Origin of the sequence: Duganella sp. HH101 (genome assembly GCF_001758795.1) — a bacterium.
Classification (GTDB): domain Bacteria; phylum Pseudomonadota; class Gammaproteobacteria; order Burkholderiales; family Burkholderiaceae_D; genus Rugamonas; species Rugamonas rivuli.
In genome coordinates this window covers 28,021-43,248 of the sequence record NZ_LRON01000004.1, presented here as the reverse complement: position 1 = coordinate 43,248, position 15,228 = coordinate 28,021, and the positions used below count along the sequence as shown (strand labels likewise).

Annotated in this window: 18 protein-coding genes; 3 read left to right on the top strand and 15 right to left on the bottom strand. The window is 65.6% G+C overall.

The annotated features are described in order from the left end of the window. Positions 1–91: 91 nt before the first annotated feature. The 5 genes from DUGA2_RS07755 to DUGA2_RS07735 all read right to left on the bottom strand — a co-directional run bounded on the left by DUGA2_RS07755 (position 92) and on the right by DUGA2_RS07735 (position 4,875). Positions 92–2,005 carry an MFS transporter gene (locus tag DUGA2_RS07755; RefSeq protein ID WP_070269067.1) on the bottom strand — a complete coding sequence of 638 codons (1,914 nt, stop codon included), beginning with the start codon at positions 2,003–2,005 and terminating at the stop codon, positions 92–94. A 104-nt stretch (positions 2,006–2,109) separates the two neighbouring features. Next, positions 2,110–2,679, bottom strand: a complete 570-nt coding sequence (locus tag DUGA2_RS07750; RefSeq protein ID WP_070268472.1) for a hypothetical protein — start codon at positions 2,677–2,679, stop codon at positions 2,110–2,112. Further along, positions 2,676–2,903, bottom strand: coding sequence for a hypothetical protein (locus tag DUGA2_RS07745; protein ID WP_070268471.1), 228 nt, complete (start codon positions 2,901–2,903; stop codon positions 2,676–2,678). The genes DUGA2_RS07750 and DUGA2_RS07745 overlap by 4 nt, the downstream gene beginning before the upstream one ends. 42 nt (positions 2,904–2,945) lie before the next feature. Then, positions 2,946–4,232, bottom strand: coding sequence for an ATP-binding protein (locus tag DUGA2_RS07740; protein ID WP_070268469.1), 1,287 nt, complete (start codon positions 4,230–4,232; stop codon positions 2,946–2,948). Positions 4,233–4,236: 4 nt separating this feature from the next. Next, complete coding sequence (locus tag DUGA2_RS07735; RefSeq protein ID WP_083296248.1) at positions 4,237–4,875, bottom strand: response regulator transcription factor; 639 nt, start codon at positions 4,873–4,875, stop codon at positions 4,237–4,239. A gap of 152 nt (positions 4,876–5,027) precedes the next feature. On the opposite strand from DUGA2_RS07735, the gene DUGA2_RS07730 reads away from it, so the two are divergent. Both DUGA2_RS07730 and DUGA2_RS07725 read left to right on the top strand, forming a co-directional pair. Beyond that, complete coding sequence (locus DUGA2_RS07730) at positions 5,028–5,660, top strand: energy transducer TonB (protein ID WP_229214628.1); 633 nt, start codon at positions 5,028–5,030, stop codon at positions 5,658–5,660. A gap of 135 nt (positions 5,661–5,795) precedes the next feature. Beyond that, positions 5,796–6,353 (top strand): outer membrane beta-barrel protein, encoded by a 558-nt coding sequence (locus tag DUGA2_RS07725; RefSeq protein ID WP_070268463.1) that lies wholly within the window; start codon positions 5,796–5,798, stop codon positions 6,351–6,353. A gap of 81 nt (positions 6,354–6,434) precedes the next feature. Here DUGA2_RS07725 and DUGA2_RS07720 read toward each other — a convergent pair whose 3' ends face one another. Next, on the bottom strand, positions 6,435–7,163 hold the full coding sequence (locus DUGA2_RS07720) for a class I SAM-dependent methyltransferase (RefSeq protein ID WP_070268461.1): 729 nt from the start codon (positions 7,161–7,163) through the stop codon (positions 6,435–6,437). Positions 7,164–7,267: 104 nt separating this feature from the next. Between DUGA2_RS07720 and DUGA2_RS07715 the strand changes: the two genes are divergently transcribed. Beyond that, entirely contained in the window at positions 7,268–8,125 is an 858-nt protein-coding gene (locus tag DUGA2_RS07715; protein WP_070268460.1) for a polysaccharide deacetylase family protein, read from the top strand. Here DUGA2_RS07715 and DUGA2_RS07710 read toward each other — a convergent pair whose 3' ends face one another. Genes DUGA2_RS07710 through DUGA2_RS07670 form a run of 9 tightly spaced genes read right to left on the bottom strand, consistent with a single transcriptional unit; the run spans position 8,126 to position 15,226 of the window. Continuing rightward, entirely contained in the window at positions 8,126–8,746 is a 621-nt protein-coding gene (locus tag DUGA2_RS07710) for a 4'-phosphopantetheinyl transferase superfamily protein (protein ID WP_070268458.1), read from the bottom strand. Then, on the bottom strand, positions 8,743–9,330 hold the full coding sequence (locus DUGA2_RS07705) for a hypothetical protein (RefSeq protein ID WP_070268456.1): 588 nt from the start codon (positions 9,328–9,330) through the stop codon (positions 8,743–8,745). Before DUGA2_RS07705 ends, DUGA2_RS07710 begins: the two co-directional genes overlap by 4 nt. A gap of 34 nt (positions 9,331–9,364) precedes the next feature. Next, complete coding sequence (locus DUGA2_RS07700; protein WP_070269065.1) at positions 9,365–9,808, bottom strand: excinuclease ATPase subunit; 444 nt, start codon at positions 9,806–9,808, stop codon at positions 9,365–9,367. 10 nt (positions 9,809–9,818) lie between these two features. After that, positions 9,819–11,051 (bottom strand): beta-ketoacyl-ACP synthase, encoded by a 1,233-nt coding sequence (locus DUGA2_RS07695; RefSeq protein WP_070268455.1) that lies wholly within the window; start codon positions 11,049–11,051, stop codon positions 9,819–9,821. Further along, positions 11,048–11,785 (bottom strand): 3-oxoacyl-ACP reductase FabG, encoded by a 738-nt coding sequence (fabG, locus tag DUGA2_RS07690; RefSeq protein WP_008450808.1) that lies wholly within the window; start codon positions 11,783–11,785, stop codon positions 11,048–11,050. Before fabG ends, DUGA2_RS07695 begins: the two co-directional genes overlap by 4 nt. Then, positions 11,782–12,243, bottom strand: coding sequence for a hotdog family protein (locus DUGA2_RS07685; RefSeq protein ID WP_070268453.1), 462 nt, complete (start codon positions 12,241–12,243; stop codon positions 11,782–11,784). Before DUGA2_RS07685 ends, fabG begins: the two co-directional genes overlap by 4 nt. Beyond that, positions 12,240–13,424: a beta-ketoacyl-ACP synthase gene (locus DUGA2_RS07680; RefSeq protein ID WP_083296247.1), complete on the bottom strand. Its 1,185-nt coding sequence runs from the start codon at positions 13,422–13,424 to the stop codon at positions 12,240–12,242. The genes DUGA2_RS07685 and DUGA2_RS07680 overlap by 4 nt, the downstream gene beginning before the upstream one ends. A 9-nt stretch (positions 13,425–13,433) precedes the next feature. Further along, positions 13,434–14,003, bottom strand: a complete 570-nt coding sequence (locus DUGA2_RS07675; protein ID WP_083296246.1) for a DUF3261 domain-containing protein — start codon at positions 14,001–14,003, stop codon at positions 13,434–13,436. Then, complete coding sequence (locus tag DUGA2_RS07670; protein ID WP_070268452.1) at positions 13,988–15,226, bottom strand: NAD(P)/FAD-dependent oxidoreductase; 1,239 nt, start codon at positions 15,224–15,226, stop codon at positions 13,988–13,990. Before DUGA2_RS07670 ends, DUGA2_RS07675 begins: the two co-directional genes overlap by 16 nt. Between the last annotated feature and the right edge of the window lie 2 nt (positions 15,227–15,228).

The following is a 15,228-nucleotide window of genomic DNA, read 5'->3' as shown; positions in this document are numbered from 1 at the left end:
AGAGTGTGAGATGTCTTGGTCAGACAGCGACTTATTCTAAAGAAAACTTGTATCTTTAAATAACTACTTTGTAACCACCCGTAAGCAAACCCTACTTCCAGTCGCCGCGCAGCGCCAGCACGCGCTCCTTCAAGCCTTCCGGCGTCACGTCGTGCGGCGCCACCGGCGTGCCGACCGCCAGCGCCAGGCGCGAACGCAGGCCGGTGCGGAAGGCGCGCTCGAACACATTGTCATCGCTGCGGCTCAGCAGATGGCCCCACAGCCCGCGCAGCGCCATCGGGATCACCGGCACCTTGGTGCGTTCGACGATCTTGGCCACGCCGCCCTTGAACTCATTGATCTCGCCGGTGGTGGTCAGCCGGCCTTCGGGGAAGATGCATACCAGGTCGCCGTCGTGCAGCGCCTGCGCGATGTCGACATAGGCCTTCTCCATCAGCCACGGGTCTTCCTTGGCCGGCGCGATCGGGATCGCGCGCGCGGTGCGGAAGATCCAGCCCAGCAGCGGCAGCTTGAAGATGCGGTGGTCCATCACGAAGCGGATCGGGCGCGGGCTGGCCGCGCCGATGACGATGGCGTCGACGTAGCTGACGTGGTTACACACCAGCACCGCCGCGCCTTCGGCCGGAATGCGGTCGGCGTCGATGGTGCGCACGCGGTGCACGGTGTGGATCAGCATCCACGCCAGGAAGCGCATCAGGAACTCCGGCACCAGCGAGAAGATGTACACCGCCACCACCGCGTTGAGCAGCGCCGTCACCAGGAACAGCTGCGGGATCGTGCAGCCCTGCCCCAGCAGCACGATGGCCAGGCCGGCCGCCGCCACCATGAACAGCGCGTTGAGGATGTTCATGCCGGCGATGGTGCGCGACATGTGGGCCGGATCGCAGCGGGTCTGGATCAGCGCGAACAGCGGCACGATGAAGAAGCCGCCGAACATGCCGATCATCAGCACATCGAACAGGATGCGCCACATGCCGTGCTGCGCCATCATCGCGAAGGCGTCGAGATGCGGGCCGGCCGCCAGCGCGGCGCTGGCGGCCGCCGCGGCGTAGGCGTTGCTGGACAAGTACAGGTCGGCGCCGAACAACGACAGGCCGATGGAGCCGAACGGCACCAGGCCGATTTCCACCTTGCGGCCGGACAGGCGTTCGCACAGCAGCGAGCCGCTGCCCACGCCCAGCGAGAACACCGTCAGCAGCAGCACGAACACGCTGTGGTCGCCGTGCAGGTAATCCTTGGCGTACACCGGGAACTGCGCCAGCACCAGCGCGCCGTAGAACCAGAACCACGAGTTGCCCAGCATGGACAGGAACACCACGCGGTTCTTGCGCGAGAAGTTGATGTTGCGGATGGATTCGCCGACGAAGTTCCAGCTCACTTTAAGTTCAGGTACCGGCGCCGGCGCGTTGGGGATGCGGTAGCTGGCGATCAGGCCAAGCAGCGCCACGGCGATGGTGGCGACGGCTTCGAAGACGATGCCGTTGGGCTTTTGCACCACCAGCACCGCGCCCAGGATCTCGCCGAGCAGGATGCCGACGAAGGTGCCCATCTCGGTGACGCCGTTGCCGCCGATGAGTTCATCGGGCTTGAGCTGCTGCGGCAGGTAGGCATATTTGACGGGGCCGAACAGCGTGGAGTGGATGCCCATGCCGACCACCGCCGTCACCAGCAGCCACAGGGTGTGCGTCATCCAGCCGACGCCGGCGATGCACATGATGGCCACCTCCAGCCACTTGACGAAGCGCGTCAGGCCGGACTTCTCGAACTTGTCGGCCAGCTGGCCGGCGGTGGCCGAGAACAGCACGTAGGGCAGGATGAACAGGCCGGGGATCAGGTTGGTGATCAGCGACGGCGACAGCGTGGTCCAGCTGAGCGCATCGAAGGTCAGCATCACCACCAGCGCGGTCTTGAACAGGTTATCGTTGAACGCGCCGAGGAACTGGGTCCAGAAAAACGGCGCGAAGCGGCGTTGCGTCAACAGGGAAAACTGATTGGGCTGGCTCATATCGTGCGGCATCCGTTCTGGTGGGTGTTACGGAAAGATTGAGCGGATTATAACCTCATGACGTTCTGCACGAACATGCCAATGGGCAATGACATAGCGGCAGATCAATCCAGCCAGTCGTTCAGGATATCTTCCGCGCCGCTGCTGGCCAGCGCCCCGGAGGCACGCGCCGTCGGGCCCCGGATCGCGGTGGCGCGGTCCAGGATCATTTCGGCGTCAGGTATCAGTTTCCGGCGCTGCAGGCCGTGCAGGAACGTGGATGTCGACAGGATCAAAACGTTGTCGGGGATACGCACCAGGAAGTTGGTCTTGCGGACGTCCGAATCTTCAAACAGCAGCAGGCCGGCGTCGATGCCGCCCGACAGTTCGCGTGCCAGGATCTCGGCCGCAGCCATTTCGCCGCGATTGCGCGTGCGCAGCGCAGGATTCAAGGCCAGCAAAGCGGAGAACTCGGCATATTCTTCGGTATCGCCAATTTCCACGACATCGCCGTTGAGATCCAGCCATGCCAGGAATTCCTGCGCGCCCGGCTTGCCGGCATGGCGCGTCACTTCGAAGCGGACCATATCCGGAATGACGACGCGCACACCCAGCATGGTCAGCGTATCGAGTGCATCAGCCACGGCCAGCGTGATCAATGGGCCGGCGTCGGTCACGATCAAGGCGATGTTCATCCGAACACCTGCGTGAACAGATGGCGCTGCGCCGCGCTGAAGTGCACTCTCGTATCGACGCGCGGCAACGGCAGGCCACGCTCGGCCAGTGCGGCCAGTATCTCGCCAAACCACAGTCCGCTGGATTGCTCCAGCTCACGGCGACTGATCCGGCCTTCCGAATAAGCCGCCAGCAACTGATTCAGTTGCTGGCTGGCGGTATCGGCGGCGACTGCGGTTTCCATGATGAATCTCGCGTTGATGTCACCGTTTTACTATACACCGATTCAGGTGGATTGCAGCACGATCACGTGGGGCAAGAAAATGACGATGCGCGTACCGGCGCCGATGGCGGTGGCGACCTCGATGCGCCCGTCGAATGCGGCGACCCGCTCGCGCATACCCACGATGCCGATGCCGGACGAGACCAAGGCATTATCGAAACCGATACCGTTGTCGGCGATCTCCATGCGCAGCCCTTGCGCGTCCAGCGACAGCGCCACCGTCGCCTGCGTGGCGCGGGCGTGCTTGGCGATGTTGGACAGCGCCTCCTGCATGATGCGGTAGGCCGAGATGCCGATGCCGCTTTCCAGCCGCGCGAAATCGCCCTCGGCCCGGAAGGTGAAACGGCAGCCGGCGCGGTCGTGGTGGCGCACCATCTCCTCCACCGCGCCGTCCAGTCCCAGCATGTCCAGCACCTCGGGGCGCAGCCGGCGCACCAGCGTGCGGCCGCTGTTGTAGAGCCCCAGCGCCAGCGTGATGATGGACTGCGCACGCTCGCGCACCTCGCCCGCCGGGCTGACGTCGACGATGCGCTGCGCCTCCAGCCGGGCCGCGATCAGCGTCGCGTTCAATTCATCGTGGATCTCCAGCGCGATGCTCTTGCGCTCATCCTCGACGGCGGTATTGACCTTGCGGATCAGGCGGCGCTTCTCGGCATCGGCCGCGCGCAGCTTGTGCATCGACGCCTGCAGCGACTCGTTCAAGCCCTGCGACAGCTGCCACGCCAGCACCGCGCACACCAGCAAACCCATGCTGGCCACCAGCAGCTCGACATAAAAACGGCGCGTCTGCTTGACCAGCATCGCCGACGGCGACATCGTCACCCGCACATAGCCCATGGTCTCGACGGCGACACTGCTGCCAGCCGGCTTGTCCTTCAGATAGGGCTTGCCGTCGGCCGCCAGCATGGTGACGAACATCAGCCGCTTGAGGATGGGCGCCTCGTAGTAGCGGGCGTCCGGCCGGCCCGGCGCGCGGGTCGACGCCTGCACCAGCTCATGCCGCTGCGCGTCCAGCACCTCGATGCGGTCGATGCTGGCGTCCGACTGCAGCAAGCCATTGATGGTGAGCCGCAGGTCGTCATAGCGATGCGACAGCAGGCTGAATTCACTGCTCTCGGCCAGCACCTTGGCCACCAGCGGGCCGCGCTCGGCCATCTCCTCGCGCACTTCGGACAGCCGCGAATGATAGGCGTACCAGACGAAGGTGCAGAACATATACGCCAGCGGGATGACGGTGACGCACAGCAGCCGCGCGCGCACGCTCCAGTGGCGCCAGAAGTCGAAGCGCATGCGCCTACGGCTCGATCAATCCGTGCTTGACGGCCAGCCGCGTGATATAGGCCGGCCGGTGCACGCCCAGCTTCTCCTTCACCGCCTGGCTGATGTTGCTGATGGTCTTGGTGGAGACATCGAGCTTCTCGGCGATCTCCGCGTTGGTCAGTCCCTCGGCCATCAGCGTGAAGATTTCCAGCGCGCGCTCGTCCAGCTGCGACTGCGGCGACGCATCGCCGCGCACCGACAGGTTGGCCAGCCGCTCGGCGATATGCGGCAGGAAGTACAGCTCGCCGTCATGCGCGCGGCGCACGGCCGCCGCCAGGTCGGCCGGATCGCAATCCTTGGTCATGAAGGCGCGGCCGCCGAGGCGGTAGGTTTCCTTGATCAGGCTGTCCTGGTCGAACTGGCTGAGGAAGACGATGGCGGCGTCCGGCGCCTGGGCCAGGATCTGTTTGGCAGCGTCCAGGCCGGTCAGCTGCTCGCCGAAGCGCAGGTCGAGCACGGCCACGTCCGGCTTGTGCTCGCGGTACTGGGCCACCGCCTCTTCCGGCGTGCGCGCCCGCGCCACCACGTCCAGCCCCTGCCCTTCCAGCGACATCGCAAAGCCCGTCATCACGATCGGATGGTCGTCCGCCAGCATCACCCGTATTTTTTTCACTACTACCTCCTGGAATATTTACTACCCGATGGTGGAAGCATAACACACCGGCCCGGCGCAAAATATTCCTCAAATTTCCTTTTATTTTGCTATGACATAGCATAGTATACTTCCAACACATGGCAATATCCACCACCACCAAGGAGCACTTTATGCACCAGAAAAAGAATCTCACCGGTCTGACGGTCGTGGCCGTTCTGCACGTGGCGCTGCTGGCCGCCTTCCTGCATGGCTCCAAGCTGACGGTGTTCAAGGTCAAGGAATCGGTGATCGACCTGACGCCGACCGCGCCCGTGCCGCCGCCGCCGCAGGTGCTGCCGCCCGACGTGCCGCTGCCCAAGCTGGCCCCGCCGGAGATCTTCGTGCCGCAGATGGAAACGCCGGTGGTGCCCACCAACCCGCCGCCGGTGACGGCGCGGCCGCTGACGGAGCAACCGCCGGCCCGGCCGCCGCAGACCGGCATCGCCGAACCTGGCGAGAAGACAGTGGTCAAGGCGGCTCCGCAACTGGTGGCGGCCGTGGTGGACGCCAAGGCCTGCGCCAAGCCGGACTATCCGAAGAGCGCCCTGCGCAACGGCGATACCGGCACCGTCACGCTGGCCCTGCTGATCGGCACCGATGGCCGCGTGGCCGATTCAAAAGTGGAAAAATCCAGCGGCTTCCGCGACCTGGACCGCGCTGCCCAGGTCGGCCTGGGCCTGTGCAAGTTCAAGCCGGGCACGCTGGACGGCGTGCCCCAGCAATCCTGGACCAGGATGCAGTACGTCTGGAGCCTGGATGATTAAGCTAGTTTGAGACGACTTGCCGGATTTGGTATCAAAGTGTATAATGTTGCCCTCGCGAAACGGAATCCCCGGCGTTGGCCTGGTATTCCGTTTCGCCTTTTTAGCCACTAAATTTAGCAACTAAAGGAAACAACAATGAAAAAAATCACCATGATCGCAATGATCGCCGCTCTGGCCGCTCCACTGGCAGTTCAGGCTGAAGGCTACTACGTCGGCGGCAACATCGGCCGTGCAGAACAAAAAGCGGACGTCGGTATCGCATCGTTCAAAGAAAGCACCACCGCTTACAAGCTGGTTGGCGGTTTCAACTACAACACGAATTTCGGCGCCGAAATCGGCTACGCAGACCTGCGTGAAGTATCGGTTTCGGGCAACGGCGCAACGCTGACCTCCAAGCCATCCGCTCTCTACGTCGCCGCCACCGGCACCCTGCCGCTGAACGAACAGTTCTCGCTGTTCGGCAAACTGGGCGTTGCAACCGCCCACGAAAAAGTGACCGCCAAATACGGCAAGACCTTCGAGTCCGGCACCGAAAACCGCACCACGCCATACATCAGCGTTGGCGCGGCGTTCGCGCTGAACAAGCAAGTGAGCTTCGTTGCTGAATACGAAAACTTCGGCAAGGTCGCCAAAGACGGTTCGGCCAACGTCAAAGCCGACATGTTCTCGGCTGGCGTGCGTTACAGCTTCTAAGCTAACCCACACCCAAAAAAAGCCCCAGCGGCACCGGGCGCGATCTTGATCGCGTCCGGGCCGCTGGGGCTTTTTAACATTCTAGCGCGGCTTGACCGCGACCAGGTTGATCAGCGTTTCCTCGCGCACGGCCGCCGGCTTGATGCGCAGCGCCGTCTCCATCAGGCCCAGGTCTTCGCGGCTCCACCACAGGAAGGGATAGGACACCGCACTATCCGGCACGGAGAAGCCGGCGGAACGCACCATGGCCAGGTACTCCGGCGCGGTCTTCTGCACATCCATCGGATGGCGGAACAGCAGGCGGATGATCCACGAGTGGATGTAGCGCCGGGTCGATTCCGCGAACAGCAGCACGCCGCCCGGCTTCAGCACGCGGTAGAACTCCGCGATGGCGCGCTCCTGGTCGATCAGGTGGTGGAAGGTCTGGTGACAGAACAGCAGGTCGACCGAGTCGTCTTCCAGCTTGATGTTGGAGCTGGAGCAGCAGATAAACTCGGCGGCGATGCCCAGCGCCGCCACTTCCCTGGCCGATTCCTGCAGCATCTCGGGATCGATATCCATGCCGACCAGGCGCTGCGGCGCGTAGCGCTGGTGCAGCTTGCCGAGCGAGCGGCCGAAGCCGCAGCCCACGTCCGCCACCACGCCGAACTCGCGCGGCTGGTCGGCCGGCATCAGGCGCTGCAAGTCCGCCAGCGCGCGCTCCAGCACATGCACCGTCCAGGTCTCGGTGCGTAGAAACCATTTGCCGAACGCCGTCTCCGGCACATGCGGCTCCGCCGGTGGCTGTAGTAAATCCAGGTTGGCGCTCATAAAACCCTTTGTTGTTCCATAGTTTATAAAATGTCAAAAAAGCGACCCTGGCGGCAAACCAACGTACAATACCGGTCCTGCCTTGAACGCCATGCCGATTGCCCGTGCCAGTCCATCTTTTCCGCTTGCTGCCTGTTTTGTGTGCGCTGCTGCTGAACGCCCCCGCCGCGGCGCAGGACGCGCCGCCCGCGCCGGTGCGCTTCCTGCTGACGTTCGACGACGGGCCGGCCGCCGCCAGCAGCGACAATCCGACCGTGCATATCCTCGAAACGCTGGCCAGCAATCCTCTGCAGGACCACATCAAGGCCGTCTTCTTCACCCAGACCCGCGCCTGGAACGGCGGCGGCACGGACGTGGGCCGCGCCCTGATACGGCGCGAGCACGACGAAGGCCACGTGGTCGCGCTGCACAGCGCCACCACCTTCCATTCCAACCACCGCTTCATGGGCCGCGACACGCTGGACGAATCGATGCAGCGCGGCGTCGACGACCTGACCGCCGTCACCGGCGTCGCGCCCAAGCTGGTGCGCCCGCCGTTCTGGGCCTACGACGCCGGCACGCTGGACTCCTACCACCGCCACGGCATGCACATGCTGCTCACCGACCTGAATGCCAACGACGGCAAAATCTACGGCATCAACTTCAGCTGGCATAAGCGCTCCAACATGCTCACGCACCTGGCCGAGACCCGCGTACGCTGGGCCGCAGGCGCCATGCCGGCGGTGGACGGCAGCACGCCGGTGGTCGTCACCTTCCACGACGTGAACACCTACACCTCGCGCCACATCCAGGAATACCTGGACATCCTGCTCGACGTCGCGCGCGAACTCGACATGCCGCTGGCCGACAAACCGTTCTACGACGACCGCGCGGAACTGGAGCGCGCCGCGCTGGCCCGCACCGTCGACGACCCTGCCGCCAAACAGCGCCTGCCCGGCCTGTGGGGCTGGCTGTGGCAGTGATCAGGGCAAGGTAATCAGCGCTATCGCCGGCGGCGCCTTCAGCGGCAGCGCGCTGCACAGCACCACCGATAGTTCTTCGTGCGGCAGCGCCACGCTATGCGCCGCCGCCGCGCCCAGCTTGAAGCGGGCTTCCTTCGCGCTCCACAAGCCGTAGAAACCGGCTACGCGTCGCGCCTCATCCAATTCCTGCAAACGCGCCCACTGCGCCATCTCGTCCTCATCGAAGGCTTGCGCCGCCAATGCCGCAAGATCGCGCTGCGGATCGCGCATTTCGATATCCAGTCCCAACGCGGTCTGCCCGCTGACCGCGCACGCCACCCAGCGGCCGCTGTGCGCGATGCTGAAACCCGGCAGGCCGCCGCGCGGCGCCGGAGACTGCAGCAACGGCGCCAGGCCGGGCCTGTCCTCCAGCACCACATCGCGCGGCGCCACGCCCAGCAGGGAACCCAGCGCCATCCGCGCCAGCACCCGGCCGGCGACAAACTGGCGCTGCCGCTGGGTGCGGACAAAGCGCCGGTAGCGCGCCATCTCGCTCGCCGACAGCCAGTCGCACAGGCGCGGCAGATCTTCATCCGCCACGCCGTCGACATCGGCCATCCAGAGCAAGGCGGCGGCCATCATTTCTGCGCGGTCGCCTGGTCGTCGGCGCCGGTCGGGCCGCCTACTGCCTTGTCGTAGTTGGCCATCACGTAGCCGGCCGCCATCTTGCCCACGCGCGTCAGCATCATGTTGTCATGCACGCCGAACGTGAAGCCGGCGCCCATCGCACCGGCACGCTGGAAGAATTCCGGATTGGCGATCACGTTGCCGTTGGCGTCGTGGATAGCCACGTGCATCAGAACACCCGAGCTGCCGGCCAAAGGTCCGAGCAGCACGCGCTTGGCGCCATGCTTGAACGACAGTTCGTCGACCACCGGCTCGATCACCAGCGTGCGGCCATTGGCCGGGCGCTTGTTCCACTCCGCCAGCGGCGCCGCCAGGTCGGCGCGGAAGTTCTCGTCGATCTTGGCCAGGCCGGATGCATCGCCGACATAGCCGGCCTTGAATACCACAGGCTTCACTTCGATGCGGCCGTAGCCGGCGAAAGCTTCCTTCGGCGGTGGGTTCTGGACGCTGCTCGCCTTGATCTTGGTCGCACAGCCGGTCATCAGCAGGGCTCCGCCCATGGCGGCCGCCAGCACGGCGTTACGGATATTTTTATTCATGGCGATCTTTCTTTGAGTGGGCGTATCGGTAAAACTATTTGGCGAACCGGACGAAATCGGCTTTGAACGCGACGCCGGCCATGATGGCGCCGTCCGCGCATTCGAACTCGGTCTGGCTGGCCATTTCCTTGTCGTTGAAATTGCTGACGATGTTGACCACGCCGTCGGCGCCCAGTTCCTGCGCGCGCTTCTGCAGCGACAGCATCGCCGACAGGAACACCCAATTACAGGCCTTCTCGGTGGACTTGCCGAAGCCATTGGTGCGCAGGCTGGTCCTGTCGCTGGTGATCTTGGTTTGCACTGCCGGCGTAGGCTGGTCGGCGAAGTAGAACTTCACGCCAGCGTCCAGGCGCTGCTGCGCGTTGTTGGCGCCCATGGCGCCGGCGATCGGCAGCTTGACCATCGTATCTGCGGCCGATGCATACAGCGGTGCTGCGGCCAATACCAGCAATGCCAGCGCGGAACTCAGTTTTTTCATCATCACCATCCTATTTGACGTACCGTTTAAAAATCAGCGACGTGTTTATGCCGCCGAAAGCGAAGTTATTCGACATCACGTACTCGCACTTCAGCTGCCGGCCTTCGCCGGCGATGTAATCCAGCGCTGCGCACGCCGGATCGACTGCGTCCAGATTGATGGTCGGTGCAAACCAGCCCTCGCGCATCATCTCGATGCTGATCCAGGCTTCCAGCGCGCCGCAGGCGCCCAGCGTATGGCCCATGTAGCTCTTGAGGGAGCTGATAGGCGTGCCGCCGCCGAACACCGCCAGCGTCGCCTGCGACTCGGCGATGTCGCCCTGGTGCGTGCCGGTGCCGTGCGCGTTGATGTAGCCGATGTCCGACGGCTGCAGGCCGGCGTCCTGCAAGGCCAGCTGCATCGCCTTCTGCATGGTGGCCGCATTCGGCTGGGTGACATGGCAGCCGTCGCTGTTGGTGCCGAAGCCGACCAGCTCCGCGTGGATCGCGGCGCCGCGCGCCTGCGCATGGTCCAGATCCTCCAGGATCAGGCAGCCCGCGCCCTCGCCGATCACCAGTCCGTCGCGGCCGCCGTCGAACGGCCTTGGCGTGGTATGGCCGGCGTCGTTGCGGGTGCTGGTGGCGAACAGCGTGTCGAACACCGCCGCCTCGGTGGCGCACAGTTCCTCTGCGCCGCCGGCCACCATCGCCAGCTGCTTGCCGCCGCGGATAGCCTCGTAGGCGTAGCCTATGCCCTGGCTGCCGGAGGTGCAGGCGCTGGAAGTGGTGATGACGCGGCCGGTGATGCCGAAGAAGACGCCGATGTTCACCGGCGCCGTATGCGCCATCATCTTGATGTAGGTGGTGGCGTTGATGCCCTTGGTGGTGCGCTCTTCCATCATGCGGCCGAAATCGCCGATGGCGCTCGGCGTGCCGGCCGACGAGCCGAAGGAGACGCCCATGTCGCCGCCCTTGAGCAGCGGATGCTCCAGCAGGCCGGCGTCGGCCAGCGCCAGTTCGCTGGCGCGCGTGGCCATCAGGGCGACGCGGCCCATGCTGCGGATCGCCTTGCGGTTATAGCGCTCGGTCAGCGGGAACGGTGCTGCCGGTGCGCCGAGGCGCGTGTTCAGGCCTTCATAGTCCTCCCACTCCTCCATGCGCACGACGGCGTTGCGGTACTGCCCCAGGCGCTCGCGTATCGTGGCCCAGTCGTTGCCGAGCGGGCTGATGCCGGCCATGCCGGTGACGGCGACGCGGCGGCTCATGCCAGCCCCCCGTTGACGGAAATGACCTGGCGGGTGATGTAGCCGGCCTCCTCGCCGATCAGGAAGCTGACCGCGGCCGCCACCTCTTCCGGCTTGCCGATGCGGCGGGCCGGTATCATCTTCAGCGCTTCTTCCATCGGCACCTCGCTGGTCATGTCGGTTTCGATCAATCCCGGCGCCACGCAGTTGACGGTGATGGCGCGCTTGGCCAGCTCCAGCGCCAGCGCCTTGGTGGCGCCGATGATGCCGGCCTTGGCCGCGCTGTAGTTGACCTGTCCTCGGTTGCCGATCAATCCCGACACCGACGCCAGCGTGACGATGCGGCCCGGCTTGCGGCGCTGGACCAGCGGCATCACCAGCGGATTGAGCACGTTGTAGAAGCCGTCCAGGTTCGTTTGCAGCACGATGTCCCAGTCCTCGCCGGACATCGCAGGGAAGGCGTTGTCGCGCGCGACGCCGGCGTTGCACACCACGCCGTAGTAGCAGCCATGTTCCGCGATGTCCGCTTCCAGCGCGGCGGCGGTGGCGGCGCGGTCGCCGATATCGAACTGCAGCACGCGCACCGCGCGGCCCATTTCCGCGATCTGCTGCGCGACCGCATCGGCCTCGCCGCGCGCGCTGCGGCAATGCAGCACCACATCGTAACCGTCGCGCGCCAGGCGCAGCGCAATCGCCTTGCCGATGCCGCGCGACGATCCCGTCACCAGCACGCTCATGGACTTATTCTGATTCATACCGCGTTTCCATCTTTGAGAAATTGATTGACATTATCGGGCTGGAATACCGTCACCGTGGCCGTCGCCACCGCGCTTGCGCCGTCCGCGACATCGATGCGGCAGTCAAAAGCACCCAGGCCGTTTTCACCTTGCAGCACGCGCTGCACATGCACATGCAGCACGCTGCCGGTGGCGAACAGCGGCACGCTGCACGCGTACTTGCGCGATCCGAGCAGGAAGCCCACCTTGACCGCGTCGCCGCGTTGCAGCGCCAGCCAGCCTGCGTGCGCGGCTATCGCCTGCGCCATGTATTCGATGCCGACCCAGGCGCCGACACCGCCCTCCCCGGCCAGCATGCTGCCGGCGTGGATGCGTACTTCGGCGCACAGCGTCTCGGTGTCCGCGCTCAGTACGCGGTCAAGCAGCACCATCTGGCCGGAATGCGGCACCAGTTCGCGCACGTCGGGCATCGTCATGCGGTCCTCCCCAGCAGCAGCGCCGCATTGGAACCGCCGAACGCAAAGGAGCTGCTCAGCACATGCCGCAGCGGACGGCCCAGCGCCGCGCCGGGCGCCGCCAGGTTCAGCACCGGCAGCGCCGGATCGGCAACACCGTCCCACAAGTGAGGCGGCAGCCGGCCTTGCGGGTTATCGTCCTGCATGGCGAGCCAGCATAGCGCCGCCTCGATGGCGGCGGCCGCGCCCAGCGTGTGGCCGGTGAACGGCTTGGTCGAGCTGACCGCCACCTCGTGGCCGAACAGCGCCGCGATCACGCCCGACTCCATGGCGTCGTTCTGCCGCGTCGCCGTGCCGTGCATATTGATGTAGTCGATCTGGGCCGCGACCACGCCGGCGCGTTCCAGCGCCTGCGTCATCGCCAGGCGCGCGCCGACGCCGGCCGGGTCGGGGGCCGACATGTGATGGCCGTCCGACGATTCGCCCCAACCCAGCAGGGCCACCGGGGCCGCCTCGGTAGTCATCAGGAACAAGGCCGCGCCTTCGCCGATGTTGATGCCGTCGCGGTTGGCGCTCATCGGCTCGCACTGCGCCGCGCTGACCGAATCGAGCGCGGCGAAACCGGCCACCGTGAACGCGCACAGCGAATCGACGCCGCCGGTCAGCACGGCGTCGCACAAACCCATCTTGATCAGGCGGGCCGCGCTGGCCATGGCCTTGGCGCTCGACGAGCATGCGCTGGAGTGCACATAGGCCGGTCCGGCCAGGCCCAGTTCGCGCGCCAGCATCTCGGCCGGCGATCCCATCTCCTGCTGGCCGTAGTGGAAGTCCTGCGGCAGTTCGCCGCTGGCGACATGGCAGGCCATGGCCTGCTCGGTCCCGCCGACGCCGGAGGTGCTGGTGCCGATCACCACGCCGACGCGGTCCGCGCCGTAGCGGGCGACGGCGGCGTCCACCTGGGGACGGATCTGCGCCAGCGCCGCCAGCGCCAGCGCGTTGTTGCGGCTACGCTGGCGCAGCGGCAGATGGTCGACGGACGGCAGCCGCGTCTGCACGCAGCCCAGCGGCAGTGCGCGGCCGGGCGAATGGCGGTCGGTCGCCGTCAGTCCCGTCTCGCCGGCGTACAGGCGTGCCTTCACCTGCTCCGGGCCGTCGCCCAGTGCGCAGATGATGCCGCAAGCGTTCAGATAAAAATTCAACATTCCTCGGTCTCAGTCGGTAGGGGCCGCAAACTGTATCGTCAGCTTATAGTGATAGCGCAGATTGTCCAGCACCACGGTGCCGCTCCAGCGCGGCGTTCCGCTGTAGCTGATCTGCATGATCGGTTCTTGCTTCAGGAACAGGGTGCGGTAGGCGCCCTGTTCGGCGATGCGCCAGCCTTCCGGCAGCGCGGCGGCAATCGCCTCGGCCGGCCACAGCGTCAGCTGCATGTCTTCCAATACGTCTTCGGCGCGCACCTGCGACGGCAGCATCACGTGCCGCCACGAGCTCAGTTCCTTGCCGTCGTAGTGCAGCGTCAGCACGCGCTGGCTGAACGCCAGGCCCACCACGTCGATCGCGTCCGGCTCCACCTGCAGCGCGACATCGAGATCGTCGGTGCGGCCGTTGCGCTCCACCTTCAGGTGCTGCTGCACGCTGATGGACGTGCCCAGCGCCGCCGGCGCCAGCTTCAATCCCAGCCTCGCCTGTGGCGGCGGCGTGGTGGCGCAGGCGGCCAGCAGCAGCGGCAGCACCGCCGACGCCAGCGCCGGCGCGCGCAAGCGCATCACGCTGCCGCGCATATCGCCTCCAGCGCCGCCAGCCGGCGCGGCGTGTCCTTGACGAACGGGTTGCTCTGGTCCCAGGCATAGCCGGCCAGGATGGACGAAATCATGCGCCGCACCTCCGGCTGCTGCTTGTCGTGGAAGATGATGGTCTGGAAGCCGCCGGCGTACCACGACTCGACGAAGGCGCGGAAGGTGTCCACGCCCTTGCGCAGCGGTGCGCCGAAATCGGCCTGCCAGTCCACCTGCTCGCCGGCGAACTGGCGCTGCAGCGCGGCGGCGGCCAGGCTGGCCGACTTGAAGGCGATGGTCACGCCCGACGAAAACACCGGATCGAGGAACTCGCCCGCATTGCCCAGCAAGGCATAGCCCTCGCCCCACAGCTTGTCGACGTTGGCCGAGTAGCCGACGATCTGGCGTGCCGGCGTATCCCACTTCGCGTTCTCCAGCAGCGCCGACAGCGACGGCTCTTCCGCCACGATGGCTTGCAGGCGCTCGGTGGCGCTGCCCTGGTAGCGGTCGAGGAAGCTGGTCTCCGCCACCACGCCGAGCGAGCAGCGGCCGCCGGCGAACGGGATGGTCCAGAACCAGACATTGCAATGCTTGGGGTGCACGGTGACGCGGATCTTGGTGCGGTCGAAACCGCCGCCATGGATGCCGTCTTCGACGTGGGTGAAGATCGCGCCGCGCACCGGGAAGTTGGACGGCGTCTCCAGGTCCAGGAGGCGCGGCAGGATGCGGCCGAAACCGCTGGCGTCCAGGATGAAGCCTGCGCGCACCTGGTACTGCGCACCGTCCGCGCCCTTGACCGTCACCAGCGCGGGCCCACCGTCCTTGCCAAGTTCGATATCCAGCACTTCATGGCGATAGCGCACTTCGGCGCCGAAGCGCTCCGCTTCCTTGGCCAGCACGTGGTCGAAGTCGGCGCGCTGCACCTGGTAGGTGGTGCCCCAGCCGGCCGAGTGCTTGTCGCGAAAATCGAAATCGGTGTAGCAGCCGTTGCGCATGAAGGCCGCGCCGTTCTTGAACTGGAAGCCCGCTTCAACCACGGCCTGCAACATGCCCGCCTGCTCCAGGTATTCCATGCTTTGCGGCAGCAGGCTCTCGCCGATCGAGAAGCGCGGGAACTGTTCGCGTTCGAGCACCAGCACCTGGCGCCCCTGCTGGCGCAGCAGCGCGGCGGCCACGGCCCCCGCGGGACCGGCGCCGACGATCAGGATTTCAACGGCTTCGATGTTCATTG